The sequence below is a fragment of the Serratia sp. TSA_105.2 genome (assembly GCF_052692115.1).
This window is the reverse complement of sequence record NZ_JBQZFT010000002.1, coordinates 830,523-847,318: the sequence shown is the minus strand read 5'-3', so window position 1 is coordinate 847,318 and position 16,796 is coordinate 830,523. Positions and strand designations below refer to the sequence as shown.

Genomic DNA, 16,796 nt, shown 5'->3' with positions numbered 1-16,796 from the left:
CTGCGCCGCGCGCGGTGGGATCATTCCAGCCTGAAGTGCGCCTCCAGCCGGCTGACGCCGAGCCCGTTGACCTTTTTCACTTTGATCTGCACCGGAATGCGCTCTTTCATCGCCTCGACGTGGCTGATCACGCCAATGGTTTTACCGGAAGCATTCAGGCTGTCCAGCGCGTCCAGCGCGGTATCGAGGGTTTCGGCGTCCAGCGTGCCGAAGCCTTCGTCGAGGAACAGCGAGTCGATGCTGGTTTTGTGGCTGACCAGATCGGACAACGCCAGCGCCAGCGCCAGGCTGACCAGGAAGCTCTCGCCGCCGGACAGGGTACGGGTATCGCGCAGCGCGTCGGCCTGCCAGGTGTCCACCACCTGCAGCTCCAGCGCGTCGCTGGTCTTGCGCTGCAGCAGGTAGCGCCCGTGCAGCCGGCCGAGCTGAAGGTTGGCCAGATAAACCAGATGATCGAGCGTCAGCCCCTGCGCGAAGCGGCGGAACTTGTCGCCTTCTTTCGAGCCGATCAGCTGGTTGAGGTAGCTCCAGTCGTCGTAGTCTTGCTGGCTGCGGGCGATTTGCTCGAACAACGCCTGTTGATTGAGACGGCGGGCGGCGTCGCTTTCCAGCTGGTTGCGCAGTTCGCCCTGGCTCAGCTGCAGCGCCTTCAACTGCTGTGCCAGCTCGGCCAGCGATTGGGTGAGCGCGTCGAGATCCGCGTTAGCTTCATCCACCCCTTCCGGGCGGTTCTGCCGATGCTGCTCCAGCGTTTGCGTCGCCTGAGCCAGCAGAGCCGCAGCCTCTACCTGCCGTTGTTGCAGCTGCTCTTTGCGCTGCTGCAATTCGCGGCGCAGGGCATCGTCCAGCAGCGCGGCGGCGAAGGCGGTTTCATCGGCAAATTCGCTGTCGGCCAGCGCCTGCTGCCATTGCTGCTCCGTCTGCTGCAGCCGTTCCTGCATTTGGTTGTGCTGCTGTTGCAACCCGGCCTGCTGGCCGGCCAGGCGCTCACGCAGTTCCTGCGCCTTTTGCCATTGCTCGGCGGCCTGCAAGCTGGCCTGTTCACAGGCGGTTTGTTTGGCGCGCAGCTGTTCGCGCACCTCGGCGATCCGCTGTTCGCCGAACAGCGCCAGCCGCTGCGCGCGCCGTTCGGCAAGGGTTTTCTCGCCTTCCTGCCAGCGTTGATGCAGGTCTTGCTGCTGTTGCAGGCTGTCGGCGTGGGTTTTCTGCAGCAGCGTAAAGCGCTCTTCGAGCAGCGCCAGCTGTTGCTGCGCCTGCTGCTGCTGCGTTTGCAGAGCGGCGAGCGCGTCTTTTGCCTGCTGTACCGCCTGCGCCGCCTGTTCATGCTGCTGCAGCGCGTGCTGCCCACGCCGCTCTTCGTCGTCGCAGCCGCTCAGCCAGGCGCTGAGTTGCTCGCCCTCCGCCAGCGTAAAGTCGAATGCCAGCGGCGCGCTGAGCTGCTGCCACTGTTGCTGTTGGGCAGCCAGTTGCTGCTCATCCTGCGCGATAGCCTGTTGCTGGCGTTGCTGCTGCTCTTGCAGGCCTTCACAGCGGGTGCGCAGCTCGGTGCCCTGGGTTTGCAGTTTCTCGGCAAGGGTGCGCATCTCAACCAAGCGTTGTTCCGTCGCCGAAGGCTGCACCGCCTGATATTGCTCCACCGCCGGGTGGCTGGTGGAGCCGCACAGCGGGCAGGGGGCGCCGCTCTGCAACAGGGCGCGCTCCGCTTCCAGGCTGACGATGCGTTTTTCCAGCTCGTGGATCCGCTCCACTTCCTGCAGCTGTGCCTTGTGCTGTTTGAATTGCTGACGCGCGTTCTCCAGTTGGTGTTGCAGCCCGGCGAGCTGCATTTGCCGCTCGGCGTGTTCCGCCTGTTGCCGAGCCAGACGCTCGCGGGTCTGACGGTAAAGGGAAGAGAGCGTGAATAACTGCTGGCGCGTCGGGCGCAGATCCGCCAGAGCGCTCAGGCGCTGGCGCAGCGGGGCCAGCGGGGTTTGCGCCTCCAGCGCCTGCCGTTGTTGCTGTTGAGCGGCCAGCGCTTCGGTCAGCGCGTTCAACCGCTGCTGATGCTGTGCGGCCTGCGCTGTCAGTTGGCTGCGCTGGGTGGTGAGCTGCTCCAGTGCGGTCTGCTGCTGGGCGCACTGCTGCGCGGCGGCATCGCCGGCCTGTCGCCGCTCGGCCTGCGTCGACTGCAGTTGGGCGATCTGATGGTCGAGCGGGGCGACCTGGTCATCGATCAGCTGTTGCTGCTGCCGCATATGCTCGGCATGGGCTTGCTGCGCCTGACGGGCCTTTTCCACCACCAGCTGCAGCGGCGCCAGCTGCGCCGAGTGCTGCTCCTGTTGCTGCGTCAGCTGGGCTGCCTGCTGTTGTAGCGTCTGCAGCTCGGCGCGGCAGCGATCGCGTTCGCCGCGCAGCGGCCGCAATTTCTCGGCCGGTTCGCTGAGCGCCAGCCGCTGCAGCTGCGGGGCGGCCTCGGCCTGCTCGCGCTGGGCGGTTTCCAGCCGTAGTTGACCCTCATTCTGCTGTTGCTGGAGGCGCTGCCATTGCTGCAGCCAGCTCAGCGCCTGTTGCTGTTGCTGGGCTTGCTTGCCGAGAGCGCTTTCCTGCGCGCTCAGCGCCGCCAGCCGTTCAGTCAGGGAGTGGCGCTGTTCATCGTTCAGCAGCTCGATGCCGCTGGCGCGCTGGTGCAACGCATCCAGGTCGGTTTTGGCCTGCTTGTGGGATTCGAACACCTGTTCGGACAGCCGCCCGTAGATTTCGGTGCCGGTCAGCTCTTCCAACAGCTCGGCGCGATCGTTGGCGTCGGCGTTGAGGAACGCGGCGAACTGCCCCTGAGACAGCATCATCGATTTGGTGAAGCGGCCGAAGTCCAGCCCGGTGATGGCAGCGGTGATCTCCAGCTTATCGCGCACTTTATCCGTCAGGATCTTGCCGTCCTCGCGGCGCGCCAGTTCGACCTTCGGTGCCTGCAGATTGCCGTCCGGCGCGTTTTTGGCGCGGCGCTGGCTCCAGAAGGCGCGATAGCCGACGCCCTTGACCTCGAATTCGACCTCCGCCAGCGATTCTGCGGTGTGGCGGGTCATCAGTTCATTCTGGCTCGGCGTGACGTTGAGACGCGGCGTCTGGTGGTACAGCGCCAGGCAGATGGCGTCCAGCAGGGTAGTTTTGCCCGCGCCGGTCGGGCCGGTAATGGCGAACAGGCCGTTGCTGGCGAACGGCTCGGCGGTGAAGTCAATTTTCCACTCGCCCTGCAGCGAGTTGAGGTTTTTTAACCGCAGGCTGAGGATCTTCATGGTTGGGTCTCCTCAGGATTGTGCTGCACCGCCTCGACCACCTGGCGGAACAGTTGATGCATCCGCCGTTGGCGCGCTTCGGGCATGTCGGCCTCCTGCGCCAGGCGCCGTTCGAACACCTCATTGACGCTCAGCTCGTTCAGCGTTTCTTTATCCTGCTGCGCGATCGCCTGGCGGCGTTGCTCTTTGCTGCGCCGCAGTAGCACCACTTCCACCGGCAGCTCATCCGCCATCAGCTGGATGCGGCGTTGGATATCGCTGAGGTAGTCCTGCGTCGCCACTTCGATATCCAGCCACACCGGCAGCTCGCCGGCATAGTCGGCAAATTGCTGCAGCTGCCGTTCGATCTCGGCCAGATCGCCTTTGATCAGCTGCATGGGCTGGAACTGCGGGATCGTTAACGCCTCTACCTGCTGCAGGGCGCCGTCGGCGAAATCGACCAGGAAGACGCTTTTGGCTTTGCCCAGTTCATCGAAGCTGAGCGGAATCGGTGAACCGCTATAGCGAATATGTTCCGACTTGGCGACGTTCTGCGCGCGGTGAATGTGGCCCAGCGCGATGTAATCGGCAGGGGGGAAGGCCTGCGCCGGGAAGGCGTCGAGGGTGCCGATATAGATGTCGCGCACCGAGTCGGAGGTGGTGACGCCGACGGTGGTCAGGTGGCCGGTGGCGACGATCGGCAGCGGCAGGCCCAGCCGCTCGCGGCGGTCGCAGGCCGCCTGATACAGCGTTTGGTAATGTTCGGCGATGGCTTCCTGCAGCGCCTGCTGTTTTTGCGCGCCGGATTCGCCGGCGCGGCTGGTGAGCAGATCGCGCGGCCGCAGGAACGGGATGGCGCACAGCACGGCGCCCGGCTGGCCGTCGCGCCGATTCAGCACCACGATCTGCTGCTCAAGGGAGCCCTGCGCACTCGCGATCACCGTGGTGTTCAGGCAAGAGAGCAGTTCCCGCGATTCGTTCAGCGTCGCTACCGAGTCGTGGTTGCCGCCCAACACCACCAGTTGGCAGCCGGTGCGCTGCAGTTCCACCACGAAGCGGTTGTACAGCTCGCGGGCGTAGCTGGGCGGCGAGCCGGTATCGAACAGATCCCCGGCGACGATCAGCGCATCCACCTGCTGCTGCTCGATCTGTTCGATCAGCCAGTTCAGAAAAGCCTGGTGCTCGGCGGCGCGGCTTTTGGTGAAAAAGTACTGGCCAAGATGCCAGTCAGAGGTGTGGATCAGGCGCATGACACTCCCGGATGCAAAAGTAATGGCGATGATTATAAAGGCCGCGGCGGCGGCTGTCCCGACGCAATGGCGACGACTACGGAATGATTTTTCTTTGCGCCGGGAAATAATCGCTATGCTTACTGCCTATAACAGCCGCTTTTTTTCATAAAAGTGTCACAAAACTGACGCATAATGGCGCCCGCAAAGTCGCTAACACATTGGCAGGATTGACGATGGCAAGACGCATACTGGTGGTGGAAGACGAAGCGCCGATCCGTGAGATGGTGTGCTTTGTGTTGGAACAGAATGGTTACCAACCGTTGGAAGCCGAGGATTATGACAGCGCCGTGACGCGCCTGTCTGAGCCGTTCCCTGATTTGGTGTTGCTCGACTGGATGTTGCCCGGCGGTTCCGGCATTCAGTTTATCAAACATATGAAGCGCGAAGCGCTGACCCGCGATATTCCGGTCATGATGCTGACCGCGCGTGGCGAAGAGGAAGACCGCGTGCGCGGCCTGGAAGTGGGGGCGGATGATTACATTACCAAGCCGTTCTCGCCCAAGGAGCTGGTGGCGCGCATCAAGGCGGTCATGCGCCGCATTTCACCGATGGCGGTGGAAGAAGTGATTGAAATGCAAGGGCTGAGCCTGGATCCGTCCTCCCACCGCGTGATGGCTAACGATCAGGCGCTGGACATGGGGCCGACCGAGTTCAAGCTGCTGCACTTCTTTATGACCCACCCGGAGCGGGTTTATAGCCGTGAGCAGTTGCTTAATCACGTCTGGGGCACTAACGTTTATGTGGAAGACCGTACCGTTGACGTGCATATCCGTCGGCTCCGCAAGGCGTTAGAAACCAGTGGGCATGATAAAATGGTTCAAACCGTTCGGGGCACCGGCTACCGGTTCTCAACGCGCTACTGATCGCGCCGCGCTGGAGAATATGCCGTGTTAGAACGTCTGTCGTGGAAGAGGCTGGCTCTGGAGCTGGCTCTTTTTTGTCTGCCCGCCTTATTGCTGGGGCTGATTTTCGGTTATCTGCCCTGGTTCCTGCTGGCCTCCGCGCTGGCGGCGCTGGTGTGGAATTTCTACAACCAGCTCAAACTCTCCCATTGGCTGTGGATCGACCGCAGTATGACACCGCCGCCCGGCCGCTGGAGCTGGGAGCCGCTGTTCTATGGCCTGTATCAGATGCAGCAGCGCAATCGCCGCCGCCGGCGCGAGCTGGCGCTGCTGATCAAGCGCTTTCGCAGCGGGGCCGAATCGCTGCCTGATGCGGTGGTGATGACCACCGTCGAAGGCAATATCTTCTGGTGTAATGGGCTGGCGCAGCATCTGCTCGGCTTTCGCTGGCCGGAAGACAACGGCCAGCACATCCTCAACCTGTTGCGTTATCCGGAATTCAGCCACTACCTGCAACAGCAAGAGTTCTCGCGCCCGCTGACGCTGCAGCTGAACAACGAACACTACGTCGAATTCCGCGTGATGCCTTATTCCGAAGGGCAACTGCTGATGGTGGCGCGCGACGTCACCCAGATGCGCCAGCTGGAGGGCGCGCGGCGCAACTTCTTCGCCAACGTCAGCCATGAACTGCGCACGCCGCTGACGGTGCTGCAGGGCTACCTGGAGATGATGGGCGACGAAGAGCAAGACGGCTCGCTGCGCAGCAAGGCGCTCGGCACCATGCAAGAGCAGACCCGCCGGATGGACGGGCTGGTCAAGCAGCTGCTGACGTTGTCGCGCATCGAGGCGGCGCCCAATGTCGACATGAACGAGCGGGTGGATATCCCGCTGATGCTGCGGGTGTTGCAGCGCGAGGCGCAGTCGCTGAGCGGCGGCAATCACGAGATCAGCTTCCGGGTTAACGAACAACTCAACGTGTTCGGTAATGAAGACCAGTTGCGCAGCGCGGTGTCTAACCTGGTGTACAACGCGGTTAATCATACGCCGAAGGGCACCCATATCGAAGTGAGCTGGCAGCAAACGGCGCACGGCGCGCAGTTCCAGGTCAGCGATAACGGGCCGGGCATCGCCGCCGAACACCTTCCGCGCCTGACCGAGCGTTTTTACCGCGTCGACAAGGCCCGTTCGCGCCAAACCGGCGGCAGCGGGCTGGGGCTGGCGATCGTCAAACACGCGCTCAGCCATCACGACGCGCGGCTGGAGATCCTCAGCGAGCCGGGGATCGGCACCCGCTTTATCTTTACCTTACCCAACCGGTTGATTGTTCCCGCCGCTTTATCAGAGAATGCGGTGAAAAATTAACGCGAGACACCGGTATGACCCGAATAACCCGAGGGCTGTTGCTTTGCCTGGCGCTGCTGGCCGGACGCGGCGCGCTGGCGCAGCCCGACGGCATGCTGGCGGGCAACCTGTCCAGCGTCGGCTCCGACACCCTGGCGAATCTGATGGCGCTGTGGGCGCAGGACTTCAGTCAGCATTACCCCAACGTTAACCTGCAGATCCAGGCCGCCGGCTCGTCGACCGCGCCGACCGCGTTGGCGGCGGGCGCCGCGCAGCTGGGCCCGATGAGCCGGCCGATGAAGGCGGCCGAGGTTTCGGCGTTCGAACACCGTTACGGCTACGCGCCGCTGGCGGTGCCGGTGGCGGTGGATGCGCTGGTGGTGTTGGTGCATCAGGACAACCCGCTGCGCGGTCTCAATCTGCAGCAGCTCGATCGTATTTTCTCCGCCACTCGGCGCTGCGGTGAAAGCAAACCGCTGACGCGTTGGGGCGAGCTGGGGCTCAGCGGCGACTGGGCAACGCGCTCGCTGCAGCGCTTCGGCCGCAATTCGGCGTCCGGCACCTACGGCTATTTCAAACTGCGCGCGCTGTGCGGCGGCGATTTTATGCCGCGCGTCAATGAGCTGCCCGGTTCGGCTTCGGTGGTGCAGGCGGTGGCCGGTTCGCTCAACGGCATCGGCTATGCCAGCATCGGCTTTCGCGCCAGCGGCGTGCGGCTGCTGCCGTTGGCGGAGTCGGGAGAAGACTATGTCGCGCCTACCGCCGCCAACGTGCGCAACGATCGCTACCCGCTGTCGCGCTATCTCTATATCTATATCAACAAAGCCCCCAATCAACCGCTCGAGCCGCTGACCGCCGCGTTCCTCGACCGCGTGCTGTCGACCGCAGGGCAGAGCCTGGTCAATCACGACGGCTATCTGCCGCTACCGCCGGCCGCCCTGCAGAAGACCCGCCAGGCGCTCGGCTTGCAGCCGCTCGCGTCGGTCACGGTGCAATAAGCGGCAAAAAACGGCGTAATTTTCGCCTTTTTTCACGGCCAAACGGAGCTTATGCCACGCGAAAACCGGGCATTTATTGGCGTTTTCGCGCGGTAAAGCGGTATATGCTTCACGTTTCGTGAATCTGTTGTTCAAAAATGATACAAATCATGTAGTGTATATTTATTGATAGCCAATATGATCGACTGGTGGCTAAAGTTTATATGGTTGATAGCTCTGCTTTTCGCCGTGCGTCTTGCCTTGAAGCGCTATAAACGTTTACCTTAACCCTCGTTGTCGGATTAAACCTCCATTTTTATAACTCCTAAAATTTTGCCCATCTTCATGAGTGGCCACTTTCGAATAGGGACATAAACGCCGGATCGACTGCGTTTAGGGTGCTTATTTGGCGCTGCAACGATCGGGCATGCCGGCAACCGGGTGGGGCGTCACGCCATCACGCTATCGGACACTATTTTTCATTTGAACAGGCAACACGACATCGTATGAGTCATCGTTTAACGTCAAAAGATATCCTGGCACTGGGCTTCATGACCTTTGCCTTATTCGTTGGGGCCGGGAACATCATCTTCCCGCCGATGGTCGGCTTGCAGTCCGGTGAACACGTCTGGATCGCGGCGCTGGGCTTTCTGATCACCGCCGTCGGTCTGCCGGTCATTACCGTCATCGCGCTGGCGCGCGTCGGCGGCGGCATCGACGCCCTCAGTTCGCCGATCGGCCGCGGCGCCGGCCTGCTGCTGGCGACCGTCTGCTACCTGGCCGTCGGCCCGCTGTTCGCCACGCCGCGTACCGCCACCGTGTCCTTTGAAGTGGGCATCGCCCCGCTGACCGGCGACGGCGCCATGCCGCTGTTCATCTACAGCTTGGTGTACTTCGCGCTGGTGATCGGCATCTCCCTGTATCCGGGCCGCCTGCTCGACACCGTCGGCCACGTGCTGGCACCGCTGAAGATTGTGGCGCTGGCCGTATTGGGCATCGCCGCGCTGCTGTGGCCTGCCGGCGCGCCGATCCCGGCGACGGCGGCTTACCAGAGCGTGCCTTTCTCCTCCGGTTTCGTTAACGGCTATCTGACCATGGATACGCTGGGTGCGCTGGTATTCGGCATCGTTATCGTCAATGCGGCGCGCTCGCGCGGCGTGAAAGACGCCGGTCTGTTGACCCGTTACACCATCTTGGCCGGTTTGATCGCCGGCGTGGGCCTGACGCTGGTTTACCTGAGCCTGTTCAAGCTGGGCTCCGGCAGCGGCGCGCTGGTGCCTGACGCCACCAACGGCGCGGTGATCCTGCACGCTTACGTTCAGAACACCTTTGGCGGCCTCGGCAGCTTCTTCCTGGCGGCGCTGATCTTCATCGCCTGTATGGTGACCGCGGTCGGCCTGACCTGCGCCTGCGCCGAGTTCTTCGCGCAATACCTGCCGTTCTCGTACAAGACGCTGGTATTTATTCTGGGCCTGTTCTCGATGGTGGTGTCCAACCTCGGCCTGAGCCACCTGATCCAGATCTCCATTCCGGTGCTGACCGCGATTTACCCGCCGTGCATCGTGCTGGTGGTGCTGAGCTTCACCCTGCGTTGGTGGCACAGCGCGCCGCGTATCATCGCGCCGGTGATGCTTGTCAGCCTGTTGTTTGGTATCCTTGACGCGGTGAAAGCCTCCAGTTTCCAGCAGCTGCTGCCGGTCTGGACCACTCACCTGCCGCTGGCGGAGCAGGGGTTGGCATGGTTGCCGCCTTCGCTGCTGATGCTGGTGCTGGTCGCGATTTATGATCGGGTGTGCACGCGTTCCCAAGTGACCGCGCACTGATAATCCCCCGGCTTAATCCAGGGCCACGGACATGTCCGTGGCTTTTTTACGTTTAAAACTATGGGTCATCTTCATGCAACAACAGTCACCCACCACTGCCTCCGACAATAAGCTGAAACGCGGCCTCAGTACGCGTCATATCCGCTTTATGGCGCTGGGATCGGCCATCGGCACCGGGTTGTTCTACGGCTCGGCGGACGCCATCAAAATGGCCGGCCCGAGCGTGCTGCTGGCTTACCTGATCGGCGGCATCGTGGCCTTTATCATCATGCGCGCCCTGGGAGAGATGTCGGTCAACAACCCGCAGGCCAGCTCGTTTTCCCGCTACGCGCAGGACTACCTCGGCCCGATGGCGGGTTACATCACCGGTTGGACTTACTGCTTTGAAATCCTGATTGTCGCCATCGCCGACGTGACCGCCTTCGGCATCTATATGGGGGTCTGGTTCCCGGAAGTACCGCACTGGATCTGGGTGCTGAGCGTGGTGCTGATCATCGGCGCCATCAACCTGATGAGCGTCAAGGTATTCGGCGAGCTGGAGTTTTGGTTCTCGTTCTTCAAGGTCGCCACCATCATCATCATGATCGCGGCCGGCATCGGCATCATCATCTGGGGCATCGGCAACGGCGGGCAACCGACCGGCATTCATAACCTGTGGACGAACGGCGGCTTCTTCAGCAACGGCTTTATCGGTATGATCCTGTCGCTGCAGCTGGTGATGTTCGCTTACGGCGGCATTGAAATCATCGGCATCACTGCCGGCGAAGCCAAAGATCCGAAAAAATCGATTCCGAAGGCCATCAACTCGGTGCCGTGGCGCATTCTGGTGTTCTACGTCGGTACGCTGTTCGTCATTATGTCTATCTACCCGTGGAACCAGGTGGGCACCAACGGCAGCCCGTTCGTGCTGACCTTCCAGCATATGGGCATCACCGTGGCGGCGGGCATTCTCAACTTCGTGGTGATCACCGCTTCGCTGTCGGCGATCAACAGCGACGTGTTCGGCGTTGGCCGCATGCTGCACGGCATGGCCGAGCAGGGCCACGCGCCGAAGATGTTCAGCAAGGTGTCGAAACGCGGCATTCCCTGGGTGACGGTGGTGGTGATGATGCTGGCGCTGCTGCTGGCGGTATACCTCAACTACATCATGCCGGAGAGCGTGTTCCTGGTGATCGCGTCCCTGGCGACCTTCGCCACCGTGTGGGTGTGGATCATGATCCTGTTCTCCCAAATCGCCTTCCGCCGCAGCCTGAGCAAAGAGCAGGTGAAGCAGCTGGCGTTCCCGCTGCGCGGCGGAGTATTCACCTCGGTGGTGGCGATCGTGTTCCTGGTGTTCATCATCGGCCTGATCGGCTACTTCCCGACCACGCGCGTCTCGCTGTACGCCGGCCTGGTCTGGGTGGTATTGCTGCTGGCGGGATACTGGTTCAAGGTCAACCATCAGAAAAAACGCGCGCCGCTGGCGACGCAGCAAGACTAAATGGAAAAACACCGGCTAGGGCCGGTGTTTTTTTAGCGTTTGTCTTCCACTTCATCCTCCCCGGCGGCGCGCGCTTCGATACGCATGTCGCCGCCGTTAAGGCGTTCCTCCTCTTCCTCGCCGGCGCAGCGCGCCAGCACTTCGCGAATGTCCTGCATATTGCTGCTGAGGGCGCTCAGCGAAGGTTGCAGATTGCGGGGCATGCGGCTTTCGTCCAGCGAAGCGCTGTGCAGGCAGCCGATAAACAGCAGGGTGGCCATCAGGGTAAACAGCCGATGACGTAACCGTTTCAGCAAGGGCTTTCCCTCTCGGTGGTGAAGGTGATGGCGCATTAACGCCGTTTTCGCCGGGGAAAAGAAGGGGATGGAGATATCTGCTGGCAATTGAAAGAACATCATTACCAGCAGACACAGTTACGTCAGCCGACGTCAGGAAGCGTTCGCGCTTTGTAGCAGCATGCCGCGCAGGTCATTGCCGGTTGGCGTCTGGTGTACGCGCAGGCCGAACTCGTCGATCACCGCCAGAATATGGTCGAAAATATCCGCCTGAATACTTTCATACTCCGCCCAGACCGTGGTGTTGGTGAAGGCGTAGATTTCCAGCGGCAGGCCTTCCGGCGTCGGCGCCAGCTGGCGCACCATCAGCGTCATGTTCTGGTGAATGCGCGGGTGAGCGCGCAGATAGGCTTCCAGATAGGCGCGCAGCGTGCCGAGGTTGGTCAGGCGGCGGCCGTTGAGCGGCGAGGCCAGATCGACGGCGATCTCCTGGTTATGCTGGCTCAGCTCCTGGGTCTTGACGTTCAGGTAGCTGTGCAGCAGCGGGTTGCGCTGCAGGCGACGCTGTTCCTCTTGCGACAGGAAGTGCACGCTGCCGGTGTCGATATTCAGGCTGCGCTTGATGCGACGCCCGCCGGATTCCGACATCGACCGCCAGTTTTTGAACGAGTCGGAGATCAGCGCGTAGGTGGGAATGGTGGTGACGGTGTTGTCCCAGTTACGCACTTTGACCGTGGTCAGGCCGATGTCGGTGACCGCGCCATCAGCGCCGTATTTCGGCATTTCCAGCCAGTCGCCGATCTTCAGCATATCGTTGGCGGAGAGCTGAATGCCGGCCACCAGCCCGAGGATCGGATCCTTGAACACCAACATCAAGACCGCGGTCATGGCACCCAGGCCGCTGAGCAGCAGCAGCGGCGATTTGCCCATCAGCAGCGAGACGATCATGATGCCGATCAGGATCGCCGCCACCAGTTTCAGGCCCTGGAAAATGCCGCGCAGCGGCAGCTGATTGGAGATCGGGCTTTGGCGCAGTAGCGCCAGCAGCGTATCCAGCAGCGAGAACAGCGACAGCAGGGTGAAGGCGAGGATCCACACCTGTGCGGCGGTGACGATCACCGCCTGGGTCTGGCTGCCGCTCTGTAACCACAGCGTCGCCTGGATGCTGATGATCACCCCTTGCAGCAGCAGCGCCACACGCTGGAACAGTTTGTATTGGGTGATGGCCTGTTGCCAGACGCGCTGCGATTGCTGGCCACGGCGCTGAAGGGCGGCCAACACCACCCGGTGCAGCACCAGGTGGATCACCACCGAGATCAGGACAATCAACCCCAATACCATCAACAGCGACATCACTCCGCCGAATTCCAAACCAAATTGTTCCAGCCAGCGCGTTATCTGTTGTTGCATTACCGCTCCTTAAAAAATGCGCAAAAAATATCCTGTAAACTTAAAACGCGTTAGCCTAAGGGGTAACGTGCAGGATTTGTGCCTGTTTACCTTTTTTTACATCGGGTTAGCGTTATTTTTCGGTCTCCGCCCCCCGGCTCATCCCCGGGTTTTGCGGTCAGAGAGGAGGGGGAGTTGCACTTAACGTGGCATTGTTCGCTTCTTGAAGAACGCCGTCGATTTCGTTTGGTACAGCAGGAGAACAGTATGCTTAACGCCTGGCATCAACCGGTCCCGCCTTTTGTGGTGAAGCAAGGGCAACGTTTGGATATCACGCTGTGGTTACAAGGGGATGAACTGCCGGAACGGGTGTTTTTGCGCGCCGAACCGGACAACGAAGAGTGGCTGCTGGTGATGAAAGCGCAGCGCCACGAGGGGATGCGGCGCTACCAGGCCAGCCTGACGCTGAATGAGGGCGAGCCGACGCGGCGTTACTGCTTCAAGCTGCTGTGGGCCGATCGCCAGCAGTGGTTCGGCCCGCAGGGCTGGTCGCCAACGCCGCCGGGCCAGCTGACGCAGTTCGCCGTCGACGAGCCCGACAATGGCCCCGAGTGGGTGGCGGATCAGTTGTTCTATCAGATTTTCCCCGATCGCTTCGCCAGCAGCGGCGGCGAGCACGGCATCCAGAGCGGCAGCTACCGCCATCACGCGGCCGGCGCCGAGGTGATTCGGCGCGACTGGCAGCATCCGCTGGAGGATCGCCACGCCGCCTCGACCTTTTACGGCGGCGATCTGGACGGCATCAGCGCCAAACTCCCGTATTTGCAGCAGCTGGGCGTGACGGCGCTGTATCTGAACCCGATTTTTACCGCGCCGAGCGTGCATAAGTACGATACCGAGGACTATTACCAGGTCGATCCGCACTTCGGCGGCAACGCGGCGCTGCAGCGTTTGCGAGTGAGCACTCACAAGGTGGGCATGAAACTGGTGTTGGACGGGGTATTCAACCACACCGGTGACTCGCATCCGTGGTTCGACCGCCATCGCCAGGGCGAAAACGGCGCCTGTCACCACCCCGATTCACCGTATCGCGGCTGGTTCAACTTTTACCCGGACGGCCGTGCGCTCGACTGGAAGGGTAATGCCAGCCTGCCGAAGCTCAACTTCGCCGAGCCGCAGGTGGCGGAAGCGATCTATCGCGGGGAAGGCAGCGTGGTGCGCCACTGGCTGCGCCCGCCGTACAGCATCGACGGTTGGCGGCTGGACGTGGTGCACATGCTGGGGGAGAACGGCGGCGCCACCGGCAACCTGCACCACCTGGCTGGCATCTATCAGGCGGTGAAGCAGGAGAATCCGCAGGCCTACGTCTTGGGCGAGCACTTCGGCGATGCGCGCCGCTGGCTGCACGCCGGCGTGGAGGACGCGGCGATGAACTACATGGGGTTCGCGCTGCCGGTGCGGGCGTTTTTGGCGGGGCTGGACGTGGCCTATCACCCGGTGCGGCTGGACGCCGCCGGGTGCGCGCAGTGGATGGACGGTTACCGCGCCGGGCTGCCGCACGGCCGCCAACTGATCCAGTTCAACCAGTTGGACAGCCACGATACCGCGCGTTTTCTCACGCTGTTGCAGGGGAACGCGGCGCGCATGCAGATGGCGGCGGTGTGGTTGCTGAGCTGGATTGGCGTGCCTTGCCTCTATTACGGCGATGAGATTGGTCTGGACGGCGGCAACGATCCGTTCTGCCGCAAGCCGTTCCCGTGGGACGTCGGCGACTGGGACCGGCCGCTGTTGGCGCTGTTCCAGCGCATGGCGGCGCTGCGTAAACAGAGCGTGGCATTGCGCCGCGGCGGCTGTCAGGTGCTGTACGCCAACGGGGAAACGCTGGTTTTCGTGCGCCTGTATCAGCAGGAGCAGGTGCTGGTGGCGCTGCAGCGCGACGGCAGCGGCCAGGCGCAGCTGCCGTACAACCCGCTGTTGGCGCGCGGTCCGTGGCGGCGTATGGAAGGGCGGGGAGAGTTGAGCGAAACGGCAGGCGGGCTGCGCCTGCAGCTGGCGGAAGAGTCGGCCACCGTGTGGCGCTGCGAAGGCTAAAGCAACTGCGGGGGCCAAAGGGCCCCCGCGATAAAAGTGAGTAGGCGTTTACATCAGTAACCGGCCGCAGAACCTGCCGGGCGACGCACGTCGTTGGCGCCATACAGATAGCCTTCGCGCACCTTGCCGGAAACCGCCGAGTCGTTGCCGGAGTTGGCCGGGCTGACGCCCGCCGCGCCCGGCAAACCGACCAGAATCAGTTCGGCGGCGCCCCACGGCGTTTGCTCGACCATCTTATAGCCCATACCGCTCAGCAGCTTCAGCGTATCGGCGGAAACGCCGCGCTGTTCGTAGTACACCTCATCCGGCAACCATTGGTGATGGATGCGCGGTGCGTCCACCGCTTCCTGCGGCGCCATGCCGTGGTCGATCACGTTCAACGCGGTCTGCAGGGTGATGGTGATGATGCGCGAACCGCCCGGCGAGCCCAGTACCATAAAGATCTTGTTGTCCTTGGTCACCAGCGTTGGGCTCATCGACGATAGTGGGCGCTTACCGGGGGCAATGCTGTTGGCGGTGCCCTGCACCAGTCCGTACAGGTTTTTTTCGCCCACTTTGACCGTAAAGTCGTCCATCTCGTCGTTGAGGAAGAAGCCGGTGCCCGGTGCGATCACCACGGCGCCGAAGCGGCCGTTGACGGTATAAGTGGTGGAGACCGCGTTGCCGTCATGGTCGACGATCGAATAGTGGGTGGTTTCCGGCTTCTCATGCGGTTCCATGCCGGGCTGCACGTTTTCCGACGGCGTGGCCTTGTCCGCGACGATTTTCTTGCGGATTTGCTCGGCGTAGCTCTTGCTCACCAGCCGGTCGATCGGATTCTTGATGAATTCCGGGTCGCCAAGGTAGGTGTTGCGGTCCATGTAGGCATGGCGCATCGCTTCGGTCATGGTGTGAATGGCCGCTGCCGAGTTGAAGCCCATGCTTTTCAGGTCATAGCCTTCCACCACGTTGAGGATTTCGCACAGCGTCACGCCGCCGGAGCTGGGAGGCGGCGCCGACACGAACTTGTAGCCGCGATAGCTGCAGGTAATCGGCGGGGTTTCGGTGACTTTATAGTTGGCGAAGTCGGCGGCGGTCAAAATGCCGCCGCCCTGTTTGGCCGCTGCCTCCACCGCCTGCGGGATCTTGCCTTTATAGAAGGCATCGGTTCCCCCTTTGGCAATGGCTTCCAGCGTATTGGCCAGATCGGTTTGCACCAGCTTGTCCCCCGGCTGCAGCGGGCTGCCGTCCGGGCGCAGGAATATTTTGGCCGACTCGGGATCCTGTTTGAAGCGTGCGACGGTGGTGTCGAGAATATCGGTATCGGCGCGGGTCAGCACAAAGCCTTCGCGCGCCAGCCTGATAGCCGGCGCCAGCACCTGTTCGCGGCTCAGCTTGCCGTACTTCTCACGCGCGGTTTCCATCCCCAGCACGGTGCCCGGCACGCCCGCCGCCAGATAGCCGTACAGGCTGGCGTCTTTCTTTACCTTGCCGTCGGCGTCCAGATACATGTTGGCGCTGGCCGCCGCCGGCGCGGTTTCACGGAAGTTGATGAAGGTGTCGGTGCCGTCCGCCAGGTGGACGGTCATAAAGCCGCCGCCGCCGATGTTGCCGCAGCAGGGGTTAACCACCGCCTGCGCATAGCCCACCGCCACGGCGGCGTCGATGGCGTTGCCGCCCATCTTCAGGATATCCACGCCGACCTGCGAGGCCAGGTGTTGCGAGGTGACCACCATGCCGTTTTTGGCTTCCACCGCCGGGTTGGATGCCGCATACAGGCTGCCGCTGACCAGCAGCGCCGCCATGGTCAGGGGTTTGCTCCATTTCTGTAAAAACATAGTTATTCCTACCCTGTCAGTTTTTTATTGTGTTGTGTTTGCTTGCCGCTGTTCACTTGCAAAGCGCGAGCCAGCGTTATTGATAGTAGCCGCAGATGGGCGTGCGCGCGGCGAACTGGGTGGGAAATGTGAGCGGAAACAGGGAAATAAAGCACTGAAGGTGGGCGGTCTGCCCCATAAAGGGGCATAAAAAAACCGGCCGCGTGGGCCGGTTGATT

At 62.0% G+C, this 16,796-nt stretch carries 11 protein-coding genes; 6 read left to right on the top strand and 5 right to left on the bottom strand.

The genetic code is table 11. The features are described 5' to 3' along the window. Positions 1-20: 20 nt before the first annotated feature. Together sbcC and sbcD are read right to left on the bottom strand one after the other, a co-directional pair. Positions 21-3,272, bottom strand: a complete 3,252-nt coding sequence (gene sbcC / locus ACUTSC_RS10465; protein WP_445653319.1) for an exonuclease subunit SbcC — start codon at positions 3,270-3,272, stop codon at positions 21-23. After that, positions 3,269-4,501, bottom strand: a complete 1,233-nt coding sequence (gene sbcD, locus ACUTSC_RS10460) for an exonuclease subunit SbcD (protein ID WP_087763275.1) — start codon at positions 4,499-4,501, stop codon at positions 3,269-3,271. The genes sbcC and sbcD overlap by 4 nt, the downstream gene beginning before the upstream one ends. A gap of 215 nt (positions 4,502-4,716) precedes the next feature. Between sbcD and phoB the strand changes: the two genes are divergently transcribed. From phoB to proY, 5 genes are all read left to right on the top strand, one after another. Then, on the top strand, positions 4,717-5,406 hold the full coding sequence (gene phoB, locus ACUTSC_RS10455; RefSeq protein ID WP_004940438.1) for a phosphate response regulator transcription factor PhoB: 690 nt from the start codon (positions 4,717-4,719) through the stop codon (positions 5,404-5,406). 24 nt (positions 5,407-5,430) lie between these two features. Then, the gene (gene phoR, locus ACUTSC_RS10450) at positions 5,431-6,747 is read left to right on the top strand and encodes a phosphate regulon sensor histidine kinase PhoR (RefSeq protein ID WP_038873234.1); all 1,317 of its coding nucleotides are present in this window, start codon (positions 5,431-5,433) and stop codon (positions 6,745-6,747) included. A gap of 14 nt (positions 6,748-6,761) precedes the next feature. Beyond that, positions 6,762-7,724, top strand: coding sequence for a PstS family phosphate ABC transporter substrate-binding protein (locus ACUTSC_RS10445; protein WP_445653318.1), 963 nt, complete (start codon positions 6,762-6,764; stop codon positions 7,722-7,724). Positions 7,725-8,209: 485 nt separating this feature from the next. Next, positions 8,210-9,526 carry a branched-chain amino acid transport system II carrier protein gene (gene brnQ, locus ACUTSC_RS10440; RefSeq protein WP_445653317.1) on the top strand — a complete coding sequence of 439 codons (1,317 nt, stop codon included), beginning with the start codon at positions 8,210-8,212 and terminating at the stop codon, positions 9,524-9,526. 73 nt (positions 9,527-9,599) lie between these two features. Beyond that, positions 9,600-11,006, top strand: coding sequence for a proline-specific permease ProY (gene proY, locus ACUTSC_RS10435; RefSeq protein ID WP_197766844.1), 1,407 nt, complete (start codon positions 9,600-9,602; stop codon positions 11,004-11,006). A gap of 32 nt (positions 11,007-11,038) precedes the next feature. Here the strand turns inward: proY and ACUTSC_RS10430 are convergent, their stop codons facing one another. Both ACUTSC_RS10430 and ACUTSC_RS10425 read right to left on the bottom strand, forming a co-directional pair. Next, entirely contained in the window at positions 11,039-11,302 is a 264-nt protein-coding gene (locus tag ACUTSC_RS10430; protein WP_038873243.1) for a hypothetical protein, read from the bottom strand. Between the two features lie 132 nt (positions 11,303-11,434). After that, positions 11,435-12,691 (bottom strand): mechanosensitive ion channel domain-containing protein, encoded by a 1,257-nt coding sequence (locus ACUTSC_RS10425; protein WP_197766843.1) that lies wholly within the window; start codon positions 12,689-12,691, stop codon positions 11,435-11,437. Positions 12,692-12,937: 246 nt separating this feature from the next. Here ACUTSC_RS10425 and malZ point away from each other — a divergent pair, with 246 nt between their 5' ends. Continuing rightward, positions 12,938-14,761, top strand: a complete 1,824-nt coding sequence (malZ, locus tag ACUTSC_RS10420) for a maltodextrin glucosidase (RefSeq protein WP_197773040.1) — start codon at positions 12,938-12,940, stop codon at positions 14,759-14,761. Between the two features lie 53 nt (positions 14,762-14,814). On the opposite strand, the gene ggt is transcribed toward malZ, so the two are convergent. Continuing rightward, positions 14,815-16,578 (bottom strand): gamma-glutamyltransferase, encoded by a 1,764-nt coding sequence (ggt, locus tag ACUTSC_RS10415; RefSeq protein WP_445653316.1) that lies wholly within the window; start codon positions 16,576-16,578, stop codon positions 14,815-14,817. Between the last annotated feature and the right edge of the window lie 218 nt (positions 16,579-16,796).

Bases quoted from the DNA above. Each gene is read 5' to 3' on its own strand.
- sbcC (WP_445653319.1), bottom strand. From the start codon at position 3,272: ATGAAGATCCTCAGCCTGCGGTTAAAAAACCTCAACTCGCTGCAGGGC.
- sbcD (WP_087763275.1), bottom strand. From the start codon at position 4,501: ATGCGCCTGATCCACACCTCTGACTGGCATCTTGGCCAGTACTTTTTC.
- phoB (WP_004940438.1), top strand. From the start codon at position 4,717: ATGGCAAGACGCATACTGGTGGTGGAAGACGAAGCGCCGATCCGTGAG.
- ACUTSC_RS10445 (WP_445653318.1), top strand. From the start codon at position 6,762: ATGACCCGAATAACCCGAGGGCTGTTGCTTTGCCTGGCGCTGCTGGCC.
- brnQ (WP_445653317.1), top strand. From the start codon at position 8,210: ATGAGTCATCGTTTAACGTCAAAAGATATCCTGGCACTGGGCTTCATG.
- proY (WP_197766844.1), top strand. From the start codon at position 9,600: ATGCAACAACAGTCACCCACCACTGCCTCCGACAATAAGCTGAAACGC.
- ACUTSC_RS10425 (WP_197766843.1), bottom strand. From the start codon at position 12,691: ATGCAACAACAGATAACGCGCTGGCTGGAACAATTTGGTTTGGAATTC.
- malZ (WP_197773040.1), top strand. From the start codon at position 12,938: ATGCTTAACGCCTGGCATCAACCGGTCCCGCCTTTTGTGGTGAAGCAA.
- ggt (WP_445653316.1), bottom strand. From the start codon at position 16,578: ATGTTTTTACAGAAATGGAGCAAACCCCTGACCATGGCGGCGCTGCTG.